The sequence below is a fragment of the Nocardioides sp. L-11A genome (assembly GCA_029961745.1).
Classification (GTDB): Bacteria; Actinomycetota; Actinomycetes; order Propionibacteriales; family Nocardioidaceae; genus Nocardioides.
This window is the reverse complement of sequence record CP124680.1, coordinates 3,315,649-3,337,095: the sequence shown is the minus strand read 5'-3', so window position 1 is coordinate 3,337,095 and position 21,447 is coordinate 3,315,649. Positions and strand designations below refer to the sequence as shown.

Annotated in this window: 22 protein-coding genes; 19 read left to right on the top strand and 3 right to left on the bottom strand. The window is 71.8% G+C overall.

The genetic code is table 11. The features are described from left to right. Positions 1-5: 5 nt before the first annotated feature. Genes murG through QJ852_16015 form a run of 3 tightly spaced genes read left to right on the top strand, consistent with a single transcriptional unit; the run spans position 6 to position 3,257 of the window. Positions 6-1,091, top strand: coding sequence for an undecaprenyldiphospho-muramoylpentapeptide beta-N-acetylglucosaminyltransferase (murG, locus tag QJ852_16025; GenBank protein ID WGX94657.1), 1,086 nt, complete (start codon positions 6-8; stop codon positions 1,089-1,091). Continuing rightward, the gene (gene murC, locus QJ852_16020) at positions 1,088-2,515 is read left to right on the top strand and encodes a UDP-N-acetylmuramate--L-alanine ligase (GenBank protein ID WGX94656.1); all 1,428 of its coding nucleotides are present in this window, start codon (positions 1,088-1,090) and stop codon (positions 2,513-2,515) included. The genes murG and murC overlap by 4 nt, the downstream gene beginning before the upstream one ends. After that, positions 2,502-3,257, top strand: coding sequence for an FtsQ-type POTRA domain-containing protein (locus QJ852_16015; GenBank protein ID WGX94655.1), 756 nt, complete (start codon positions 2,502-2,504; stop codon positions 3,255-3,257). Before murC ends, QJ852_16015 begins: the two co-directional genes overlap by 14 nt. Here the strand turns inward: QJ852_16015 and QJ852_16010 are convergent. Continuing rightward, the gene (locus QJ852_16010) at positions 3,218-4,207 is read right to left on the bottom strand and encodes a phosphatase PAP2 family protein (GenBank protein WGX94654.1); all 990 of its coding nucleotides are present in this window, start codon (positions 4,205-4,207) and stop codon (positions 3,218-3,220) included. The two genes, QJ852_16015 and QJ852_16010, sit on opposite strands and share 40 nt — an antisense overlap. 298 nt (positions 4,208-4,505) lie before the next feature. Here QJ852_16010 and ftsZ point away from each other — a divergent pair, with 298 nt between their 5' ends. The 12 genes from ftsZ (at position 4,506) to QJ852_15950 (ending at position 16,585) form a co-directional block, all read left to right on the top strand. Continuing rightward, positions 4,506-5,696 (top strand): cell division protein FtsZ, encoded by a 1,191-nt coding sequence (gene ftsZ, locus QJ852_16005; protein WGX94653.1) that lies wholly within the window; start codon positions 4,506-4,508, stop codon positions 5,694-5,696. Between the two features lies 1 nt (position 5,697). Next, positions 5,698-6,387: a polyphenol oxidase family protein gene (locus QJ852_16000; protein WGX94652.1), complete on the top strand. Its 690-nt coding sequence runs from the start codon at positions 5,698-5,700 to the stop codon at positions 6,385-6,387. Continuing rightward, on the top strand, positions 6,384-7,088 hold the full coding sequence (locus QJ852_15995) for a YggS family pyridoxal phosphate-dependent enzyme (GenBank protein ID WGX94651.1): 705 nt from the start codon (positions 6,384-6,386) through the stop codon (positions 7,086-7,088). The genes QJ852_16000 and QJ852_15995 overlap by 4 nt, the downstream gene beginning before the upstream one ends. A gap of 58 nt (positions 7,089-7,146) precedes the next feature. After that, positions 7,147-7,671 (top strand): cell division protein SepF, encoded by a 525-nt coding sequence (sepF, locus tag QJ852_15990; GenBank protein ID WGX94650.1) that lies wholly within the window; start codon positions 7,147-7,149, stop codon positions 7,669-7,671. Positions 7,672-8,047: 376 nt separating this feature from the next. Next, positions 8,048-8,341, top strand: coding sequence for a YggT family protein (locus tag QJ852_15985; protein WGX94649.1), 294 nt, complete (start codon positions 8,048-8,050; stop codon positions 8,339-8,341). 144 nt (positions 8,342-8,485) lie between these two features. Then, positions 8,486-9,268, top strand: a complete 783-nt coding sequence (locus QJ852_15980; GenBank protein ID WGX94648.1) for a DivIVA domain-containing protein — start codon at positions 8,486-8,488, stop codon at positions 9,266-9,268. 187 nt (positions 9,269-9,455) lie between these two features. Beyond that, positions 9,456-10,376 (top strand): TraR/DksA C4-type zinc finger protein, encoded by a 921-nt coding sequence (locus tag QJ852_15975; GenBank protein ID WGX94647.1) that lies wholly within the window; start codon positions 9,456-9,458, stop codon positions 10,374-10,376. Beyond that, complete coding sequence (gene lspA / locus QJ852_15970) at positions 10,349-10,972, top strand: signal peptidase II (protein ID WGX94646.1); 624 nt, start codon at positions 10,349-10,351, stop codon at positions 10,970-10,972. The genes QJ852_15975 and lspA overlap by 28 nt, the downstream gene beginning before the upstream one ends. Next, positions 10,969-11,907, top strand: a complete 939-nt coding sequence (locus tag QJ852_15965) for an RluA family pseudouridine synthase (GenBank protein WGX94645.1) — start codon at positions 10,969-10,971, stop codon at positions 11,905-11,907. The genes lspA and QJ852_15965 overlap by 4 nt, the downstream gene beginning before the upstream one ends. Then, positions 11,894-12,364, top strand: a complete 471-nt coding sequence (locus QJ852_15960; protein WGX94644.1) for a GNAT family N-acetyltransferase — start codon at positions 11,894-11,896, stop codon at positions 12,362-12,364. The genes QJ852_15965 and QJ852_15960 overlap by 14 nt, the downstream gene beginning before the upstream one ends. A 91-nt stretch (positions 12,365-12,455) precedes the next feature. Beyond that, on the top strand, positions 12,456-16,028 hold the full coding sequence (gene dnaE / locus QJ852_15955) for a DNA polymerase III subunit alpha (GenBank protein ID WGX94643.1): 3,573 nt from the start codon (positions 12,456-12,458) through the stop codon (positions 16,026-16,028). Next, positions 16,025-16,585: a hypothetical protein gene (locus QJ852_15950; GenBank protein WGX94642.1), complete on the top strand. Its 561-nt coding sequence runs from the start codon at positions 16,025-16,027 to the stop codon at positions 16,583-16,585. Before dnaE ends, QJ852_15950 begins: the two co-directional genes overlap by 4 nt. Here QJ852_15950 and ybaK read toward each other — a convergent pair. Together ybaK and QJ852_15940 are read right to left on the bottom strand one after the other, a co-directional pair. After that, complete coding sequence (ybaK, locus tag QJ852_15945) at positions 16,527-17,015, bottom strand: Cys-tRNA(Pro) deacylase (protein WGX94641.1); 489 nt, start codon at positions 17,013-17,015, stop codon at positions 16,527-16,529. The two genes, QJ852_15950 and ybaK, sit on opposite strands and share 59 nt — an antisense overlap. Next, positions 17,015-17,680 carry an LON peptidase substrate-binding domain-containing protein gene (locus QJ852_15940; GenBank protein WGX94640.1) on the bottom strand — a complete coding sequence of 222 codons (666 nt, stop codon included), beginning with the start codon at positions 17,678-17,680 and terminating at the stop codon, positions 17,015-17,017. Before QJ852_15940 ends, ybaK begins: the two co-directional genes overlap by 1 nt. A 65-nt stretch (positions 17,681-17,745) precedes the next feature. Between QJ852_15940 and hisD the strand changes: the two genes are divergently transcribed. Genes hisD through hisH form a run of 4 tightly spaced genes read left to right on the top strand, consistent with a single transcriptional unit; the run spans position 17,746 to position 21,426 of the window. Then, complete coding sequence (gene hisD, locus QJ852_15935; protein WGX99472.1) at positions 17,746-19,044, top strand: histidinol dehydrogenase; 1,299 nt, start codon at positions 17,746-17,748, stop codon at positions 19,042-19,044. Beyond that, positions 19,041-20,168, top strand: coding sequence for a histidinol-phosphate transaminase (locus tag QJ852_15930; GenBank protein WGX94639.1), 1,128 nt, complete (start codon positions 19,041-19,043; stop codon positions 20,166-20,168). The genes hisD and QJ852_15930 overlap by 4 nt, the downstream gene beginning before the upstream one ends. After that, entirely contained in the window at positions 20,165-20,773 is a 609-nt protein-coding gene (gene hisB, locus QJ852_15925; GenBank protein WGX94638.1) for an imidazoleglycerol-phosphate dehydratase HisB, read from the top strand. Before QJ852_15930 ends, hisB begins: the two co-directional genes overlap by 4 nt. Then, the gene (gene hisH / locus QJ852_15920) at positions 20,770-21,426 is read left to right on the top strand and encodes an imidazole glycerol phosphate synthase subunit HisH (protein WGX94637.1); all 657 of its coding nucleotides are present in this window, start codon (positions 20,770-20,772) and stop codon (positions 21,424-21,426) included. Before hisB ends, hisH begins: the two co-directional genes overlap by 4 nt. Positions 21,427-21,447: the final 21 nt, after the last annotated feature.

The window sequence follows — 21,447 nt, the reverse complement described above, 5'->3', positions numbered from 1 at the left end:
GCCGCGTGAGGATTCTTCTGGCCGGCGGGGGGACGGCGGGGCACACCTCGCCGCTGCTCGCCACCGCCGACGCCCTGCGCCGACTCGACCCGGACGCCGAGATCACCTGCCTCGGCACGCCGCGCGGCCTGGAGAACCGGGTCGTGCCGGCCGCCGGCTACCCGCTGCGGCTGGTGCCGCCGGTGCCGCTGCCGCGCAAGCCCGGCAAGGACCTCGCCCTCGTGCCGCAGCGCCTGCGGGGCGCGGTCAAGGCCGCGCTCGAGGTCGTCGACGAGATCCGTCCCGACGTGATCGTCGGCTATGGCGGCTACGTCTCGATGCCGGCGTACGTCGCCGCCCGACGTCGCCGACTGCCGCTGGTCGTCCACGAGCAGAACGCGCTGCCCGGCATCGCCAACAAGGTCGGCGCCCGCGTCGCCGCGCGGGTCGCGGTGAGCTTCCCCGACACGCCGCTGCGCAACGCCGAGTACGTCGGCCTGCCGATCCGACGGATGATCTCGACCCTGGACCGGCCGGCCCTGCGTGCCGAGGCGCGGGCCTTCTTCGGTCTCGACCCCGACCTGCCGACGCTCGTCGTCACCGGCGGCTCGCAGGGTGCGCGGCGGCTCAACCAGGCCGTCAGCGGCGCGGCGGCCGCGCTCGGCTCCGCCGGGGTCCAGGTCCTGCACGTCATCGGGCCCAACGGCGCGGGCGACCCGAGCTGGACCGAGCCGGTCCCGACCGGCGTGCCCTACGTCGTGCTGCCCTTCGTCGAGCGGATGGACCTCGCCCTGGCCGCGGCCGACCTGATGGTCTGCCGCTCCGGCGCGTCCAGTGTCGTCGAGGCGGCCGCCACCGGCGTACCCGCGATCTTCGTGCCGCTGCCGATCGGCAACGGCGAGCAGGCCCTCAACGCCCGTCCTGTCGTGGACGCCGGCGGAGCGCTGCTCGTCGAGGACGCCTCCTTCAGCGCCGACTACGTCGCCGACACGGTGCCCGCCCTGGCCACCGACGCCGACCGGCTGGCCCGGATGGGCACCGCGGCAGCCGACCTGGTGCCGCGCGACGCCGACGACCGGCTGGCCAGGATCATCCGGGACGCGGTGCGGTGAAGATCCCGGTCCCCGACGAGATCCTGCCCGCGGACCGCCTCGGCCACGTCCACTTCGTCGGCATCGGCGGCGCCGGGCTGTCCGGCATCGCGCGGCTGATGCACCAGGCCGGTGTCCCCGTCAGCGGCAGCGACGTGAGCGACTCGGCCGTGGTCCGCGCCCTGCGCGCCGAGGGGATCACCGTCCACCTGGGCCACGCCGCCGACCACCTCACCGGCGTCGACACCGTGGTCGCGACGACCGCGGCCCGCGAGGACAACCCCGAGATCGTCGCCGCGCTCGACCGCGGGCTGCGCCTGTGGCCGCGCTCCGCGGGTCTCCAATCCGTCCTGCTCGGCCGCGACGTAGTCGCCGTCGCCGGCACGCACGGCAAGACCACGACCACCGCGATGACGGTCGTCGCCCTGCAGGAGGCCGGTCTCGACCCCACCTTCGCGATCGGCGCCGAGGTCGAGAGCCTGGGCACCAATGCCCGGCTCGGCACCGGACCCGTAGCGGTGGTCGAGGCCGACGAGTCCGACGGCGCCTTCCTCGTCTACACCCCGCGCATCGCCGTCGTCACCAACGTCGACGCCGACCACCTCGACCACTGGGGGAGCGAGGATGCCTACGAGGCCGCCTTCGCGGAGTTCGTGGGCCGCGCCGAGGTCACCCTCGCCGAGCGGGCCGACCTGACCGAGCGGACCGTCGGCTTCGCCGCCGACGCCCGGCTGCGCGGCCACGACCTCGTCATCGAGGGCGGCCGCACCCGGTTCCGGGTCGCGCGCGACGGTGCGGATCTCGGCGCCGTCGAGCTCGCTGTCCCGGGGCGCCACTACGCGCAGGACGCCCTGCTCGCGCTGGCCGTCGGCCTCGAGCTCGGGCTGGACCCGACCAGGCTCGCGGCCGGGCTGGCGAAGCACCGCGGGGCCAAGCGCCGCATGGAGCTGGTCGGATCGGTGGACGCGGCCGGCGGTGCCATCCGCGTCTACGACTCCTACGCCCACCACCCCAGCGAGATCCGCGGGGACCTCGAGGCCGCCCGGTCTCTGGTCGCGGGCGAGGGTCGTCTGGTGGTGTGCTTCCAGCCCCACCTGGTCTCCCGCACCCGCATCTTCGGCGAGCAGATGGGCCGGGAGCTCGGCGCCGCCGACGAGGTGGTGGTGATGGACGTGTACGTCGCTCGTGAGGACCCCGACCCCGAGGTCACCGGGGCCCTGGTGGCCGCTGCCGTGCCGGCGCCCGCCGGGCGGACCCGCTTCGTCCCCGACCGTGCGGCCGTGGTCGACACGGTGGTGGGACTGGCCCGCCCGGGCGACCTCGTGCTCACCCTCGGTGCCGGTGACGTGACGACCCTCGCGCCCCTGGTGGTCGCCGCGCTCAGGGAGGCGAAGCCGCGTGGGAGCGAAGCGACCGACCGCAGGCGGGGCGATGGCGAGGGGTAGCGGCCGCGCCCGCGGGGCGAAGGCCGGATCCCAGGAGCGGATGCGCAGGGCGTTCGCGCGCCGTCAGCGGGCTCGTCGCTGGCTGACCTGGCGCTACGTCCTCGCCGCGGTCCTGCTCGTCGTCGCGCTCGGCTTCGGCACCTACGCCGTCTACTTCTCGCCCTGGCTGCGCGCCGACGCGGTCCAGGTGATCGGCAACGCCCAGCTGTCCGAGAAGCAGGTCCTCGCCACGGCCGACGTACCGCTCGGCGGGCCGCTCGCGACCGTCGACCTGCGCGCGATCGAGGTGCGGCTGCGCTCCCTCGCCACGGTCAAGTCGGTCGACGTCTCGCGCACCTGGCCGCACGATGTCCGGATCGAGATCGTCGAGCGCACCCCGGTCGCGGTGCTCGACCGCGGCGACCGGCTCACCAACCTCGACGCCGCAGGTGTCGCCTTCGGACGCCTCGACAAGGCCCCGGCGGGCCTGCCCCGGGTCAAGGTCGGACCGGGCGCCGACGGCGACGCGCTCGCCGAGGGTGCCGCCGTGGTCGTGGCGCTCGACCCTGCGGTGTCCGAGCTCGTCGACTTCGTCGAGGTCCGCACCGTCGACGAGATCGACCTGCACCTGCGCGACGGTCGGCTGGTGCGGTGGGGGAGCGCGGAGCAGGCCGACGACAAGGCCGCCGTGCTGCTCGAGCTACTCGGCGTCGACGCGAAGGTCTACGACGTCTCGGTGCCCGGCGCCCCGACCACCCGCTGAGGCCGGCGCCCGTTGCGGCGCTCCCACGTGGTCCAGCCGACCAGCACGACCGCCACGCACAGGCCGCCGGCGATGATGTCGACGACATAGTGCTCGGCGTAGTAGACCAGCATGAACGACATCGCCAGTGGATAGAGCGCGAGCAGCCACCGCCAGCGGCCCCGCAGTCGGCTGATCGCCCAGGCGGCCACCAGGATCGAGATGCCCGCGTGCAGTGACGGCATCGCCGCGACCTGGTTGCCCACCGCCGAGATGCTCTGGTGGGTGCCACCACCACCGCCGCCTCCGCCGCGGCCGAACTCCCACCAGCCGCGGCCGGTGATCCGGGCGATGCCGTCGCTGAGGTGCCCGTCGCGCGAGGCCATCCACGGCGGTGCCATCGGGTAGACGATGTAGATCGTCAGGGCGAGGAAGTTGAGCGACAGGTAGCGGCGCATGTAGCGGATCCACTCGAACCGGTTGCGCATCCACAGCACCGCGGCGATCGTCAGGGCCACGAAGAAGTGCGAGTAGTACACCGTCGTCAGCAGGACGTCGTACCAGGCGGGCGCGGAGGCCCGGATGCACGGCTCGCCGCACAGCCGCGTCTGGAGCCACTCCGTGGGCAGCGTGCCGCCGAACAGCCACCGGTCGGCGTCGATCGGCTCGGTCACGTGCACCGACACGAAACCCAGGTCGTCGGAGATCCCGCGGCTGTAGAGGTAGAGCAGGAGAAGCGCCAGCGGGAGCGACCAGTCGCGCAGGAAGGCGAGGTGCTCGCGCACCGGCTTGCGCACGTCCCAGGCGATCGTGAGCAGCCACAGCCAGATGACGGCGACCCAGGACTGCTTGGGGAGCCCGACCGTGACGATGTAGGCACCCAGCGCGCCGGCGTACACCAGCAGCGGGACGGCCCGCGTCGCGATCGGGGACAGGGTCTCCGCCCTGCCCGTGGCCTCTGTCACTGTCACCTCCGCGGTGAAGACTAGGGCGTGCCTCCCAAGGCGCCTGTCGCGGGGACTTTCTCGTGACCCGTCCACCGCCGGTCGGCGTGTCTGCGCGATCACGCGCGGCGCTGTACCTACTGTCATGACCACGACGAGGTTGACATAACTATAACCCTCAGGTTGAGGGTAAGGGTTGTGACGACACGCCGGGACGGCCGCCGGGGAAGGGTGGCCGACCGCACGCGCTCGACAAGCGGGTCGAACTGCTCGACCCCCACAGACGACGACTGACAGACAACCACCCTGGAGAGGTGACGCCGCCGTGGCAGCTGCACAGAACTACCTGGCCATCATCAAGGTCGTCGGCATCGGTGGTGGCGGCGTCAACGCCGTCAACCGGATGATCGAGGTCGGCCTCAAGGGCGTCGAGTTCATCGCGATCAACACCGACGCGCAGGCGCTGCTGATGAGCGACGCCGACGTCAAGCTCGACATCGGCCGCGAGCTCACCCGCGGCCTGGGTGCCGGCGCCAACCCGGACGTCGGCGGCAAGGCCGCCGAGGACCACGCGGAGGAGATCGAGGAGGTGCTCAAGGGCGCCGACATGGTCTTCGTCACCGCCGGCGAGGGCGGCGGCACCGGCACCGGCGGCGCGCCCGTCGTGGCCCGGATCGCCCGCTCGCTCGGCGCGCTGACGATCGGTGTCGTGACCCGGCCCTTCACCTTCGAGGGCGCGCGCCGCAAGAAGTCCGCCGACGAGGGGATCGAGCGACTCCGCGAGGAGGTCGACACCCTCATCGTGATCCCCAACGACCGGCTGCTGCAGATCTCCGACCGCAACGTGTCGATGCTCGATGCGTTCAAGCAGGCCGACCAGGTCCTGCTGCAGGGCGTCTCCGGCATCACCGACCTGATCACGACGCCGGGCCTGATCAACGTCGACTTCGCCGACGTCAAGGCGGTCATGAGCAACGCCGGCTCCGCGCTGATGGGCATCGGCTCCGCGCGCGGCGAGGACCGCGCGCTGGCCGCGGCCGAGATGGCGATCAGCAGCCCGCTGCTGGAGGCCTCGATCGACGGCGCCCACGGCGTCCTGCTCTCGATCGCGGGCGGGTCCGACCTCGGCATCTTCGAGATCAACGAGGCCGCGGCGATGGTGGCCGACGCGGTGCACGCCGACGCCAACATCATCTTCGGCACGATCATCGACGACGCGCTCGGCGACGAGGTCCGGGTGACGGTCATCGCCGCCGGCTTCGACGGTGGCCTGCCCAAGCGTCGCGAGGAGTCCGTGGTCCGCCGCCCGCAGCAGGCCCCGGCGACACAGGTGCCCGCCCGCTCGGCCGCCTCGCCGTCCGCCCCGTCGTCGCCGGCCACTCCGGCTCCGGCTCGCGAGTCCGCGCCGGCCGCCGAGCCGCAGTCCGACCCGCAGCCGGTCGGCGCCCGGAGCAACCCGGCGCCCCTGCAGTTCGACGACGGCGACGACCTGGACGTGCCCGACTTCCTCAAGTGACGTGTTCGCCTTCCGTGAGACCCTCGCCCTCGACCCGGATCCCGCCAGCGGGAGCCGGGTCGAGGTCGCGTTCACGGACGTGTCGCTCGACCTGCGGGAGGGGGACCGGCTGGGCGCCGCCCTCGCCGCGCTGAGCGACGCCGCCGGGGTGCCCTTCTCTCGTCTGGACCAGGTCCACGGCGCCGCCGTCGTCGCGGTCACCGGCCCGGCCGACGAGCTCCCGTCAGCCGACGGACAGGTCGCCGCCGCTCGCGGCGTCGGCCTCATGGTCCGGGTCGCCGACTGCGTGCCGGTCGTCCTGGCCGACCCGACGGCCGGCGTCCTCGGGGCCGCCCACGCCGGTCGCCGCGGCGTCGAGCTCGATGTCGTGACCCGCACCGTCGAAGGGATGCGCGCCCTCGGTGCCGCCGACATCGTCGCCTGGGTCGGCCCGCACATCTGCGGGCGCTGCTACGAGGTTCCCGCCACGATGCGTGAGGAGGTCGCGGCGGCCGTGCCGACGACATACGCCGAGACCAGTTGGGGCACCCCCGCCCTCGACCTCGGGGCGGGCGTGAGCGCCCAGCTCGCCGCGGCCGGCGTCGCCGCGACCAGGGTGCCCGGGTGCACCCTGGAAGACCGGCGGTTCCACTCCCATCGGCGCGACGGTGCCGCGGCCGGACGCTTCGCCGGGCTGGTGTGGCTGTCATGAGCACGGATCGCGCCGCCGAGCTGCGCACCCGCCTCGCCGCCGTCCGGGAGCGGATCGCCCGCGCCGCGACCGACGTGGGCCGGCCCGGCGACGAGGTCGCTCTCGTCGTCGTCACCAAGTTCTTCCCCGCCGCCGACGTGCGGCTGCTCGCCGGGCTCGGGGTCACCGACGTGGGGGAGAACCGCCACCAGGAGGCGGAGGCCAAGGCGGCCGAGTGCGCCGACCTCGGCCTGCGCTGGCACTTCATCGGTGGGCTGCAGTCCAACAAGGCCGCCGCCGTCGCCCGCTATGCCGACGTGGTCGAGTCGGTCGACCGCGCCGCCCTCGTCCCGCGGCTGGCCCGGGGAGCGGCCGATGCCGGACGCGTCGTCGACGTCCTGCTCCAGGTCAGCCTCGACCCGCCCGGTCGCGACCATCGTGCGGGCGCCGACCCCGCGACCCTGCCGGCCCTGGCCGACGAGGTCGCCCGCACCCCGGAGCTGCGGCTGCGCGGCCTGATGGCCGTGGCACCGCTGGACGACGACCCCGCCCTGGCCTTCGCGCGGCTCGCCGGGATCCGCGCCGACTTCCTGTCCCGTCACCCCGACGCGACCGTTCTCTCGGCCGGGATGAGCGGCGACCTGGAGGCGGCGATCACCGTCGGCGCGACACACGTGCGCGTCGGCTCCGCGGTCCTCGGATCGAGGCCCGAGGTCAAGTAATGTCCACAACATCAGACATCTCCGGGACCCGGGGATGCGGATCACGGAGGCAAGACTCATGAGCGGTGCGATGCGCAGGATCGGCGAGTACCTCGGCCTGCTGGAGGACACCGGCTACGACGAGGCTGGCTATGACGACGAGGGCGCCGAGGCGACCGAGCCGTCGCGCGGACGTGCCCCCCGCGAGGGACGACCGGAGCGCCCGGTCCGCGCCGTACCGTCCGGCGGTGTGTCCGGAAGTGTCGCCGACCTCGAGGAGCGCCGTCGCCCCGTGGCGGTCGCGCCCCAGCCGGTCGTCGCGGAGCTCTCCCGGATCACGACCCTCCACCCGACCACCTACAACGAGGCGCGCTCGATCGGCGAGGAGTACCGCGAGGGCACCCCGGTGATCATGAACCTCACCGAGATGGACGACGCCGACGCCAAGCGGCTGGTCGACTTCGCTGCCGGCCTCATCTTCGCGACCCGCGGCAGCATCGAGCGCGTCACCAACAAGGTGTTCCTGCTCTCGCCGCCCAATGTCACGGTCGCCGCCGAGGACAAGCAGGCCATCGCCGCGGACGGCTTCTTCAACCAGAGCTGAGTTGTTTGGCGCGAGCGTGTCGCCTGTCGGCCGGCGCCGCACGGTCCTCGCTGCGCTCGGACCGCGGACCCCGACCGACGCGCTTCGCGCGGGCGCCACGCTGCCGCGCTCGCCGTTGCCTCGCCTAGGTCCACCCTCCGCCTGGCGGCAAGACCGAGTGGGTGGGCCGAGCGTGTCGCCGATCGAGTGAGGCCGCACGGTCCTCGCCGCACTCGATGCGCTTCGCGCGGGCGACACGCTGCCGGCCGCGCGGTTGCCTTGCGTAGGTCACACCTTCGCTTGGCGGCAACACGGTCCGAGGCGGGGCCGGGGGGCAATCGTCGAGACGCTGGTGGGCGCTGCGTCTGTCGGCGGCGCACCCGGTAGGTTTTCGGGTGTGACGACTGTCGGCTGGATCATCGAGGGCGTGCTGTTCGCCTTCATCGCGTTCCTGTGGGTGCGCTTCATCACCGACTGGGTCCAGGTGTTCGCGCGGGCCTGGGAGCCTCGGGGGCCGGTGCTGGTCTTCCTGGAGCTGGCCTACACCGTCACGGACCCGCCGATCAACGGTCTGCGCAAGGTGATCAAGCCGATCCGGATCGGCAACTTCGCCCTGGACATCAGCTTCATCCTGGTCATGATCCTGGCCTACGTCCTGCTCTCCGTGAACCGCTCGGCGCTGTTGCTGTGATACTGCTGTGACGCCAGTGGTGACCGCGCCACTGGTCCGGACCGCGTTTCACGCGGGGGCCGCGGATGCCGTCCTCGCCCGTGCAAGCGCTATGGTTCGTGAAGGCATATTGTCGAACTTTCTTCCGCATAGATTGGTGAGGTCATGCCCCTGACGCCTGAGGACGTGAGCAACAAGCGCTTTACGCCGGTTCGGCTGCGCGAGGGCTACGACATGGGCGAGGTCGACCAGTTCCTTGACGAGGTGGAGGCGGAGCTCGCTCGCCTGACCCAGGAGAACGACGACCTCCGCGCGAAGCTCGCCGCTGCCCAGGCCGGCACGTCGCCCGCGACGTTCGACGCCCCCACGCAGCTGGCGCCCGTGCCCGAGATCGTTCCCGAGCCGCCCGCCCCGGTCGAGGTCCCTGCTCCGGTCGAGCCCGTCGCCGCGGCGGCTCCCGTGCCCGTCCCCACCCCCACCGGTGGCGTCGAGACGATCCGCGTCGAGACCGTTCCCGAGGCGTCCAACGCCGCGGCCCGTCTCCTCGAGATCGCGACCCGCAACGCCGACGAGCTCGTCGAGGACGCCAAGAACGAGGCCGACAAGATCGTCGGCGAGGCCCGGACCAAGTCCGACCGCCTCGCCTCCGAGGCCAAGATCAAGTCCGACCGACTCGAGTCCGACGCCCGGACCCGCGCCGAGATGCTCGACGCTGAGACCGCCGAGCGGCGTGCGCAGCTCTTCGGCGACCTCGAGAAGGAGCGCGACAAGCTCTCCGCAGAGGTGGAGACCCTGCGCTCGTTCGAGCGCGAGTACCGCTCCCGCCTCAAGAGCTACTTCACCCAGCAGCTCGAGTCACTCCAGACGCCGGGCGACACCCTGGCGCCCGTCGAGGAGACGCCGGCCCCCAAGCGGCTGCGCTCGATCCTCGGCGAAGAGGAGGCCTGAGCCCCGGCTCAGCCACCGATCGCTCCTCGAGACCGGTCGTCCCGCTCCGGCGGGTCGACCGGTCTCGCCTTTCTCCGGGGCTCGCCCGCGCGGTGTGGCTGCTTGGACCGCTTCGCCGCACCCGCTACCCTCCGCAGCACGCCCACCGCTCGCTGGCGCGTGGGTCGCCGCCCTTGAGGAGTGCTTCATGGCCCGCAGCACGAAGAAGTCGTTGGCCGGTCAGGCCGCAACCGCTGCCCGAAAGATCATCCGCCCACGGAAGACGACGGCCGGCGCAGCGGCCCCGGCGAAGAAGGCGGCCCCGGCGAAGAAGGCGGCCCCGGCGAAGAAGGCGGCCCCGGCGAAGAAGGCGGCCCCGGCGAAGAAGGCGGCCCCGGCGAAGAAGGCGGCCCCGGCGAAGAAGGCGGCCCCGGCGAAGAAGGCGGCCCCGGCGAAGAAGGCGGCCCCGGCGAAGAAGGCCGCCCCGGCCAAGAAGGCCGCCCCGGCCAAGAAGGCGGCCCCGGCGAAGAAGGCCGCCCCGGCCAAGAAGGCCGCCCCGGCCAAGAAGGCCGCCCCGGCCAAGAAGGCCGCCCCGGCCAAGAAGGCCGCCCCGGCCAAGAAGGCCGCCCCGGCCAAGAAGGCCGCCCCGGCCAAGAAGGCCGCCCCGGCCAAGAAGGCCGCCCCGACGAAGAAGGTGACTCCGACGAAGAAGGCTCCGGCCAAGAAGGCCACCCCCGCATCCCTGGTCGTACTCGACCACGAGGACGCCTGGTCCGCGGCCGAGCTCGCCGAGGTGCTGGCCGAGCTCCACGAGCAGCGCGAGGCGAGCGCCCGGATCCTCGAGGAGCAGGAGGCCGACCTGAGTGGCCTGCTGCGCGACTCCGGCGACGGCGCCGGCCAGGACCAGGCCGACCTTGGAGCGACCAGCTTCGAGCGCGACCACGAGCTCACCGTTCTCAACCACGAGCGGGAGAAGGTCGCGCAGATCGACCGGGCCCTGGCGCGCATCGACGACGGCACGTACGGCGTGTGCGAGTCCTGCGGCAACCCGATCGGCAAGATGCGGCTGATGGCCTTCCCGCGTGCCACACTGTGCATGACATGCAAGCAGCGCGAGGAACGCCGGTAGACCACCGCGACGACGGACCCGGCCGGACCGGATCAGGCTTCCTCGCCCGCCCGCGGAGCTGGCTCCTCTTCATCACCGTCGCCGTCGTCATGGTCGCGATCGACCAGGTCGCGAAGGTCCTGGCGGTCCGCAACCTCACCGGCGAGCCGGACGTCGAGGTGGTCGGCGAGCTGCTGCAGCTGCACCTGACCTACAACCCGGGAGCGGCGTTCAGCCTCGGGACCAGGTTCACGGTCGCCATCGCCTGCCTCGCCTGCGTGGCGACCCTGGTGGTGCTCTGGGTCAGCCGGCGCGTCGCCAGCCCGGTCTGGGCGGTGGGCCTGGGACTCCTGCTCGCCGGCATCGACGGCAACCTGATCGACCGGTTGTTCCGCGACCCGGCTCCCTTCCGCGGGCATGTCGTCGACTTCCTGATGCTGCCGAACTGGCCGGTCTTCAACGTCGCCGACATCTGCATCAACGTCGGTGTCGGCCTGATCCTGCTCCAGGTGCTGCGTGGCGTGAATCTCGACGGCTCGCGAGTCGAGCCGCGTGACGCGGACCGACCCGAGGCCGAGGACGAGCCTGCGGCCGGGGACGTCGAGGAGGACCGGTGAGCGGCGCGGTCGACCACCGCAGCCTGCCGGTCCCCGACAGCCTCGACGGCGAGCGGGTCGACGTCGTCATGGCGCAGCTCTTCGGTGTCTCCCGGACCCGGGCCGCCGAGCTGGTCGCCCAGGACCTGGTGGCCCTCGACGGCACCCCGGTCCGCGGCAAGAGCGACCGGGTGCTCGGCGGATCGGTCCTCGACGTGTCCATCCCTGCCGAGGCCGACCCGCTGGAGGTGGTGCCGGAGCTCGTCGAGGGGATCAAGATCATCCACGACGACGACGCGATCGTGGTCATCGACAAGCCGGTCGGCGTCGCGGTGCACCCGTCGCCGGGCTGGCGTGGGCCGACCGTCGTCGGGCACCTCGCCGGGGCCGGCTTCCGGATCTCCACCTCGGGGGCCAAGGAGCGTGAGGGCATCGTCCAGCGTCTCGACGTCGGCACCTCGGGCGTCATGGTGATCGCCAAGTCCGAGCACGCGTACTCGATCCTCAAGAACGCCTTCCGCCGGCGCACCGTCGACAAGACCTATCACGCGCTGGTCCAGGGGCACCCCGACCCACTGGAGGGGACCATCGACGCCCCGATCGGTCGGCACCCCAAGCACGACTACAAGTTCGCGGTCATGGACGACGGCCGGCACAGCGTCACCCACTACGAGACGCTCGAGGCGCATCGCTTCGCCAGCCTCCTCGAGGTCCACCTCGAGACCGGGCGTACCCACCAGATCCGGGTGCACATGAGCGCGCTCAAGCACCCCTGCGTCGGCGACATCACCTACGGCGCCGACCCGGTCCTGGCCCGCAGGGTCGGCCTGGAGCGGCAGTGGCTGCATGCGGTCAAGCTGGGCTTCGAGCACCCCGACGGCGGCTACGTCACCTACGAGTCGTCCTACCCCGACGACCTGGCCCGGGCCCTCGACGTCATCCGTGACAGCCACTGACCTGTTGCTCCGGCCGGCGACACCGGCCGACGTCCCCGCGATCGCCGCGGTCCAGCTCGCCGCCCGCGCAGCGGCTCCGATGCCGGCGTGCATCCATCCGCCGGACGGCGTCCGTGCCCACCTGGCCGCGCGCTTCGGCACGGCCGAGAACTGGGTGGCCGAGGCCGGTGGTCGGGTCGTCGGCTACGCCCGGTTCACCCGCACCTGGCTCAACGACCTGTACGTCGACCCGGACCATCAGGGCTGCGGTGTCGGCGGTGCGCTGCTCGACCTCGTCAAGGCCCGACACCCGGCCGGATTCAGCCTGTGGGTCTTCGAGCAGAACCTTCCCGCACGGGCGTTCTACGCGGCCCGCGGCCTGGCCGAGCGGGAGCACACGGACGGCTCCGGGAACGAGGAGCGGACCCCCGACCTGCGGATGGAGTGGACGCCTCGATCTGTCGGAGGGTCGTCCTAGGGTCACCCCGTCCGTCACGTAGGCTGGGGCTCTTCCCCGAGCGCCCACCCTCCCGTTCGATCCAGAGTTCTTGAGGAGTGCCGAACCACACATGGCTGCCGACGCCGGGGACTTCGTCCACCTGCACGTCCACACCGAGTACTCCATGCTCGACGGGGCGTCGCTGCTCGACGGCCTCTTCTCCCGGGTCAACGACCTCGAGATGTCGGCCATCGCGATGACCGACCACGGCAACCTGCACGGCGCCTACGACTTCTACTCCAAGGCGCAGAAGTACGGCGTCCAGCCGATCATCGGCATCGAGGCCTACATCACCCCCGGCACCCCACGCGGCGAGCGGCGCCGGGTTCGCTGGGGACAGAGCAACTCCGACGGTGCGGAGGAGGGCGGCAACGACGTCGCCGGCGGTGGCGCCTACACCCACATGACGATGTGGGCCGAGTCGACCGAGGGCATGCACAACCTGTTCCGGCTCTCGTCCCGCTCCAGCCTGGAGGGGTACTTCTACAAGCCCCGGATGGACAAGGAGATCCTCGCCGAGCACAGCAAGGGCGTGATCGTCTCCACCGGCTGCCCGAGCGGCGCGATCCAGACCCGGCTCCGGCTCGGGCAGTGGGACGAGGCGGTCCGCGAGGCCGCGGAGCTGCAGGAGATCTACGGCCGCGAGAGCGTCTTCCTGGAGCTGATGGACCACGGCATCTCCATCGAGAAGCGGGTCCGCGACGACCTGCTGCGCCTGGGCCGCGAGCTCAACATCCCGCCGATCGCCACCAACGACTCCCACTACAACAACCCCGATGACGCCGACGCCCACGACGCGCTCATCTGCGTCGCCTCCGGCAAGCGACTCTCGGACACCAACCGGCTGAAGTTCGACGGCGGCGGCTACTACATCAAGTCCGCGGCCGAGATGCGCGAGCTGTGGGCCGACCGCTTCGGCATGCCCGAGGCGTGCGACAACACGGTCGCGATCGCCGAGCGCTGCTCCGTGGAGTTCACCGAGTCGACCGGCGGCTACATGGCGCGCGCCGAGGTGCCGGCGGGGGAGACCGAGGAGTCCTGGTTCCGCAAGGAGGTCTGGCGCGGCATCGAGGCCCGCTATCCCGGCGACCGGCTGACCCAGGAGGTCAAGGACCGGGTCGAGATGGAGCTCGCGATCATCTCGCAGAAGGGCTACTGCGGCTACTACCTCGTGGTCGCCGACTTCATCCAGTGGTCCAAGCGCAACGGCATCCGGGTCGGTCCGGGCCGCGGCTCCGGTGCGGGCTCGATCGCTGCGTACGCCCTGAGCATCACCGATCTGTGCCCCCTCGAGCACGGCCTCTTCTTCGAGCGCTTCCTCAACCCCGAGCGCCCCTCGATGCCCGACTTCGACATCGACTTCGACGATGCCCGGCGCGGCGAGGTCATCCAGTACGTCAGCGACAAGTACGGCGCCGAGCGGGTCGCCCAGATCGCGACCTTCGGCCGGCTCAAGGCCAAGGCGGCGATCAAGGACGCCGCGCGGGTGCTCGACCACGGCTTCGCGATCGGCGACAAGATCACCAAGGCGATGCCGCCCGACGTCATGGGCAAGGGCGTGCCGCTGAAGGAGATCTTCAACCCCGAGCACAAGCGCTACAACGACGGTGGCGAGTTCCGCGCCCTCTACGAGTCCGACGGCGACGTCCGCACGATCTACCAGACCGCCGTGGGCCTCGAGGGCCAGATCCGCAACTGGGGCGTGCACGCCGCCGGCGTGATCATGTCCAGCGAGCCGTTGATCGACATCGTGCCGATCATGGCCCGTCCGCAGGACGGCGCCGTGATCACCCAGTTCGACTACCCCATGTGCGAGTCGCTGGGCCTGGTCAAGATGGACTTCCTCGGCCTGTCCAACCTGCGCATCCTCGAGGACGCGCTGCTCAACATCAAGGCCAACCGCGACGAGGATGTCGTCCTCGAGGAGCTGCCCTTCGACGACCGGGCCACCTACGAGCTGATGGGCCGGGGCGACACCCTCGGCGTGTTCCAGCTCGATGGTGGCGGCATGCGCGCTCTGCTGCGCTCGATGCAGCCCGACCAGTTCGCCGACATCACCGCCGTCAGCGCGCTCTACCGGCCAGGGCCGATGGGCGCCGACTCGCACAACAAGTACGCCCGCCGCAAGAACGGCCGCGAGCCGATCGAGCCGATCCACCCGGCCCTCGCCGAGGCGCTGGAGCCGGTCCTGGGGGAGACCTACGGTCTCATCGTCTACCAGGAGCAGGTGATGGCGATCGCCCAGGTCCTGGCCGGCTTCACCCTGGGTGCCGCCGACAACCTGCGTCGCGCCATGGGCAAGAAGAAGAAGGAGGAGCTGGACAAGCAGTACGCCGGCTTCCAGGCCGGCATGCTCGAGCGGGGATATCCGCAGAAGGCGATCGACACGCTGTGGGAGATCCTCCTCCCGTTCTCCGACTACGCCTTCAACAAGTCGCACTCGGCCGCCTACGGCGTCATCACCTACTGGACCGCCTATCTCAAGGCCAACTACCCGACCGAGTACATGGCCGCGCTCCTGACGTCCGTCAAGGACGACAAGGACAAGATGGCGATCTACCTCAACGAGTGCCGCCGGATGAAGATCCAGGTGCTCCCGCCCGACGTCAACGAGTCGGCGCACAACTTCACCGCCGTCGGGCGCGACATCCGCTTCGGCCTCACCGCGATCCGCAACGTCGGGTCCAATGTCGTCGACGGCATCGTCGAGGCACGCACCGAGAAGGACCGCTTCGCCGACTTCAACGACTTCCTCTCCAAGGTGCCGGCCACGGTCTGCAACAAGCGGGTCATCGACTCGCTGATCAAGGCCGGCGCCTTCGACGACATGAAGCACCTGCGCCGCGCCCTGGTCGCGATCCACGAGACCGCGGTCGACCAGTACGTCGACATCAAGCGCAACGAGGCGATCGGCCAGGACTCGCTCTTCGCCGGCCTCGGCGACGACGACGGGGGCGGGGACGGCGGCTTCGGCGTGAGCGTCGCGGTGCCCGACATCGACGAGTGGGACAAGATGACCCTGCTCGGACACGAGCGCGAGATGCTCGGCCTCTACGTCTCCGACCACCCCCTCCTCGGCCTCGAGCACGTGCTGTCCAACGGCACTGACTGCACCATCGGCCAGCTGGTCACTGACGAGAGCCGCCCGCACAACTCGACGGTCACGGTGGCCGGCCTGGTCACCTCGATCCAGCGCAAGATCACCAAGAACGGCGACCCCTGGGCGACGGTCACTCTCGAGGACCTCGAGGGCGCCATCGACGTCCTGCTGTTCCCGAGCAGCTACCGGCTCGCCGCGCCCTATCTCACCGAGGACGCGATCATCCGCGTCCGCGGCCAGCTGGACACCGAGCGGGACACCTCGCAGCTGCGCGGCCAGGAGGTCACCGTCCCCGATCTCGAGAAGGGCAGCGACGGCCCCGTCGTGATCAGTCTGCCCTCGACCCGGTGCACCGGGCCGGTGGTGGCGCAGCTGCGAGAGGTGCTGACCACCCACGCCGGCCTGACCGAGGTCCGGCTCCAGCTGCTGAGCCGGGACTCCACCAAGGTCATGCGCCTGGGGGACAATCTCCGGGTGACTCCCTCCTCCGCGTTGTTCGCCGACCTCAAGCAGCTCCTCGGCCCTGGATGTCTCGCCGGATGAGCCGCGCGGTCGCCGTCCCGGTCGTGCTCGGCGCGCTGCTCGGTGCCGCCGGCGGCTGGCTGTGGTGGACGTGGTGGGGGCCGGCCACGCCGGGGAAGATCTACGACACCCCGGCCGGCAAGGCGTGGTACCCGGAGCCCTTCGACCCGGGGATCGCCCGCGACTTCAGTGGTACGGCGACCTATGTCGTGATCGCGTTCGCCCTCGCGGTGCTGTTGGGCCTGGTCGGTGGCTGGATCGCTCGGCACAGCCCGGTCGCCGGTGTCCTGGCGGTGCTGGTCGGCGCCGGGTTGGCGGCGCTGGCGATGGCGCTGCTGGGCGAGTCCTTCAGCCCGCCCGACCCGGCGAGTCTGGTCGCGAGCCACCAGGCGGGCGACGTCCTACCCGGCCACCTCCACGTGGCCGGCTGGACGCCGTACCTCGCCTGGCCGGTGGGCGCGATGCTGGCCTATCTCGTGCTGATGGTGTCGCTGCCGGCAGGCGCGGCGCCCGGGCCGGCTAACGACCGATCGGAGCGACCCGCGCCGCCGTCAGCCGCACCAGCTCCGCAGGGCTGATCTCCACCTCCAGGCCGCGCCGGCCGGCCGACACGAACACGGTGTCGTGGTCGAGGGCCGTCTCGTCGACAACGGTGGGATGCGCCCTGCGCTGGCCGAGCGGAGAGATGCCGCCGACGACATAGCCGGTCGCGCGCTCGGCCGCCTTCGGGTCGGCCATCACGGCCCTGCGCCCCTCGACGGCCCGGGCCAGGGCCTTCAGGTCGAGCTGGCCGCTGACCGGCACGACACCGACGACCAGCGCGCCGTCGACGTCGGCGAAGAGGGTCTTGAACACCCGGCCGGGCTCGATCCCCATCGCCTGCGCGGCCTCGTCGCCGTACGACGCGGCCCGGGCGTCGTGCGCGTACTCGTGGACGGTGAACGCGACCCCGGCGGCAGCCAGCGCGGTCGTCGCCGGCGTACCGCCGGACTGCTTCTTGCGGGCCATCAGTTCGGCGACCAGCGGGTGCGGGCCACCTCGGTCGCCGGCAACGAGGTGATCACGTTGATCGCACGCAGTTCGGTGCGGAGCAGGTCGGTGACCAGGACCAGCCGCTCGGTGGCGTCGGAGGCCTCGAGCAACTGCTGCCGCTCGCCCATCGGCAGCGGAGTGCAGGCGGCCAGCGTCCACGACAGGTACGTCGGGTCGCTCGGCAGCTCACCCTGCAAGGGATCGCCGGCGATCGAGCGGAGGACGTGACGGTAGGCGGTGAAGGTCGCCCGGGCCTGCTCGACCACCTCCTCCGGTACGTCGGCCTCCGGACCCGGGAGCAGCGTGACCTCGCCGACCGGGTACTCGCCGGTGGTCAGCAGCCGGTCGAGCTGGATCCGGTCACGGCCCACGGCCACGATGTCGAAGCTGCCATCGGCGCGGGTCTCGACGTCGGTCAGCTGCAGCCGCACCCCGACCCGGTAGAGCGACTGGTTGCCGTGGTCGCCCACCTCGTAGCCCTCGCGGATGGCGACCGAGCCGAACAGGCGCAGTGACGGGTCGTCGGTGCGCAGCAGGTGATGGATCAGGGCACGGTAGCGATCCTCGAACACGTGCAGCGGCACGCTGACCCCCGGATAGAGCACCGCGTTGAGCGGGAACATCGGGAGTTGGTCCGTCACGTGTCCAACGTAGCGGGGACGGCGGCGGCGACACGCGCAGCGCCCGTAGAATCGGGGACATGTCCCTGATCCGTCGCATCGACCTGCGCGACGCCGGCTCCGACGCCGACTACCGCGCAGCAGTGCCCCGTGCCGACTTCGACATCGAGGCGGCGGTCCCGGCGGTGCATGCGATCTGCGAGGAGGTCCGCACCCGCGGGCTGGACGCGATCGTCGAGTTCGGGGAGAGGTTCGACGGGGTGCGGGTCGACGACATCCGGGTCCCGCCGGCCGCCCTGCGGGCGGCGCTCGACAACCTCGACCCCGACATCCGCGCGGGCCTCGAGGAGTCGATCCGGCGGCTGCGGGCGACGTGTGCCAACGAGCTCGAGCAGGACGCCGTCACCGACCTCGGCCCCGGCGCCCGGGTCACCCACCGCAAGGTGCCGGTCGGACGGGTCGGCCTCTACGTCCCCGGCGGCCTCGCCCCCCTGGTCTCGTCCGTGCTGATGAACGTCGTCCCCGCACAGACCGCGGGCGTCGAGTCGATCGCGCTCGCGAGCCCGCCCCAGAAGGAGTTCGGGGGCTCGGTCCACCCGACCATCCTGGCGGCCTGCGCGCTGCTCGGCGTCGAGGAGGTGTACGCCGTCGGCGGCGCCCAGGCGATCGCGATGTTCGCCTACGGCACCGGGCCGTGCCGGCGCGTCGACCTGGTGACCGGTCCCGGCAACATCTGGGTGGTCACCGCGAAGCGGATCCTCAAGGGCCAGATCGGCATCGACTCGGAGGCCGGTCCGACCGAGATCGCGATCCTCGCCGACGACACCGGCAACGCGGCGTACGTCGCCGCCGACCTGATCAGCCAGGCCGAGCACGACCCGCTGGCCGCCTCCGTCCTCGTCACCACCTCCGAGCGGCTGGCCGCCGAGGTCGAGGCGGAGCTCGACCAGCAGGTCGCCGTGACCAAGCACAGCGAGCGGATCACCATCTCCCTCGGTGGGAAGCAGTCCGCCATCGTGCTGGTGCGCGACCTCGAGCAGGGCCTGGCGGTCGTCGACGCCTACGCCGCCGAGCACCTGGAGATCCACACCGAGGACGCCGCCGCGTGGGCCGCCCGGGTGCGCAACGCCGGAGCGATCTTCGTCGGCCCGCACGCGCCGGTCAGCCTCGGCGACTACTGCGCCGGGTCCAACCACGTGCTGCCGACCGCCGGTTGCGCCTGCCACTCCTCGGGCCTGTCGGTGCGCGCGTTCACCAAGTCCGTGCACGTCATCGACTACTCCGCCCAGGCCCTCGCCGACGTGGCCGCGCACGTGGTCACGCTCGCCGAGGCCGAGGATCTGCCCGGTCACGGCGCGGCGATCACGGTCCGGTCCGCTCGATGAGCGCAGCCACCGCCGCCGGCGGCTGGCCGCCATTGCGCGAGGAGCTGCACGGCATCGAGCCGTACGGCGCCCCGCAGCTCGACGTGCCCGTCCAGCTCAACGTCAACGAGAACCCCTACGGCCCGTCCGAGGCGTGCATCGCCGACATCGCGGCGGCCGCGGCGGCCGCGGCGGCCACCTTGAACAGGTACCCCGACCGGGAGTTCGTCGCCCTGCGCACCGCGCTCGCGGCGTACCTGTCGCGCGACGCGGGCTCAGGCGGCGTCGAGCCGGCGCAGGTGTGGGCGGCCAACGGCTCCAACGAGATCATGCTGCAGCTGCTGCAGGCCTTCGGCGGACCCGGTCGCACGGCGGTGAGCTTCGCACCGACCTACTCGATGTACCCCGAGTACGCCCGTGACACCAACACCCGCTGGGTCGCGGGGCGCCGCGCCGACGACTTCGCGCTCGACCTCGACGCCGCGCGCGACCTGGTCAGGACCGAGCAGCCGAGCGTGATCCTGCTGCCGAGCCCCAACAACCCCACCGGTACGGCGCTCCCGCCGGAGGCGGTCGGCGTCCTGTGCGAGGCGGCGGACGGCGATGACGTCAGCGGCATCGTCGTCGTCGACGAGGCGTACGGCGAGTTCCGCCGGGCCGGCGTGCCGAGCGCGCTCGAGCTGCTGCCGTCGTACCGCAACCTGGTGGTCACCCGAACGATGAGCAAGGCGTTCGCGGGCGCCGGGCTGCGGCTGGGCTATCTCGCCGCGGCGCCGGAGATCTGCGACGCGATCCGCGTCGTCCGGCTGCCCTACCACCTCTCCGCGGTCACCCAGGCGGTCGCGCTGGCCGCGCTGGACCACGCGCCCGAGCTGCTCGGCAGGGTCGACGACCTGCGCCGCGAACGGGACGCGCTGGTCGGCTGGCTGCGTGCCGAGGGGTACGACGTCGCCGACTCCGACGCCAATTTCGTGTTGTTCGGCCGATTCGCCGACCGCCATGCTGTCTGGCAGGGTCTCCTCGACCGGGGAGTCCTGATCCGGGAGACCGGGCCGGACGGCTGGCTGCGGGTCTCGGTCGGCACCCCCGACGAGATGGCGGCCTTCCGGGCCGCACTGACAGAAGTGGATGGAGAGCGCGCATGAGCCGCACCGCACGCATCGAGCGCCGGACCAGCGAGTCCAAGGTCCTCGTCGAGGTGAACCTCGACGGCACGGGCCGTCACGAGATCTCCACGGGCGTTGGCTTCTACGACCACATGCTCACCGCCTTCGCCCGCCACGCGCTCGTCGACCTCACCGTGCAGACCGAGGGCGACGTCCACATCGACGCCCACCACACGACCGAGGACACCGCCATCGCGCTCGGCCAGGCCCTGCGCGAGGCGCTGGGCGACAAGGTGGGCATCCGCCGCTTCGGTGACGCGACCGTGCCGCTCGACGAGGCGCTCGTGCACGCGGTCGTCGATGTGTCCGGGCGTCCGTACTGTGTCCACACCGGCGAGCCGGAGGGCCAGCAGTACGTCCAGCTCGGCGGCTCCGGGGTCTCCTACCTCGGCTCGCTGACCCAGCACGTCTTCGAGTCGATCGCCTTCCACGGGCACTTCGCGCTGCACGTGCGGGTGCTGGCCGGCCGCGAGCCGCACCACATCGTGGAGACGCAGTTCAAGGCGTTCGCCCGCGCCTTCCGCGACGCCGTCGCGCTGGACCCCCGCGAGACCGGGATCCCCTCCACCAAGGGTGCTCTGTGACGGCTCCGTCCGTCGTCGTCCTCGACTACGGTTCCGGCAACCTGCGCTCGGCCGTCCGCGCGGTCGAGCGCGCGGGCGCGGACGTCACCCTGACCGGTGACCTCGACACGGCGATGGAGGCCGACGGACTCCTCGTGCCGGGCGTCGGCGCGTACGAGGCCTGCATGCGCGGCCTGCGGGCGATCCGTGGCGAGCGGATCATCGCGCGCCGACTCTCCGGCGGCCGTCCGGTACTGGGCATCTGTGTCGGCATGCAGATCCTCTTCGAGCGCGGGATCGAGCACGGCGTCGAGACCGAGGGCTGCCACGAGTGGCCCGGCGTCGTCGAGCGGCTGCAGGCGCCGATCGTGCCCCACATGGGCTGGAACACGGTCGACGTACCGGCCGGGACCCGGCTGTTCGACGGGATCGAGGACGAGCGGTTCTACTTCGTGCACTCCTACGGCGTGCGCGACTGGACCCTGGTCACCAATGACCGCACCCCCGCGGCCTACCAGCCGCTGGTGACCTGGGCCGAGCACGGCCCCGCGGGTGCCGCCGACCGCTTCGTCGCGGCCGTGGAGAACGGACCGCTCTGCGCCACGCAGTTCCACCCGGAGAAGTCGGGGGACGCGGGCGCCCAACTGCTGAGGAACTGGGTGACGTCACTGTGAGCACCCCCGGACGTCCAGAGA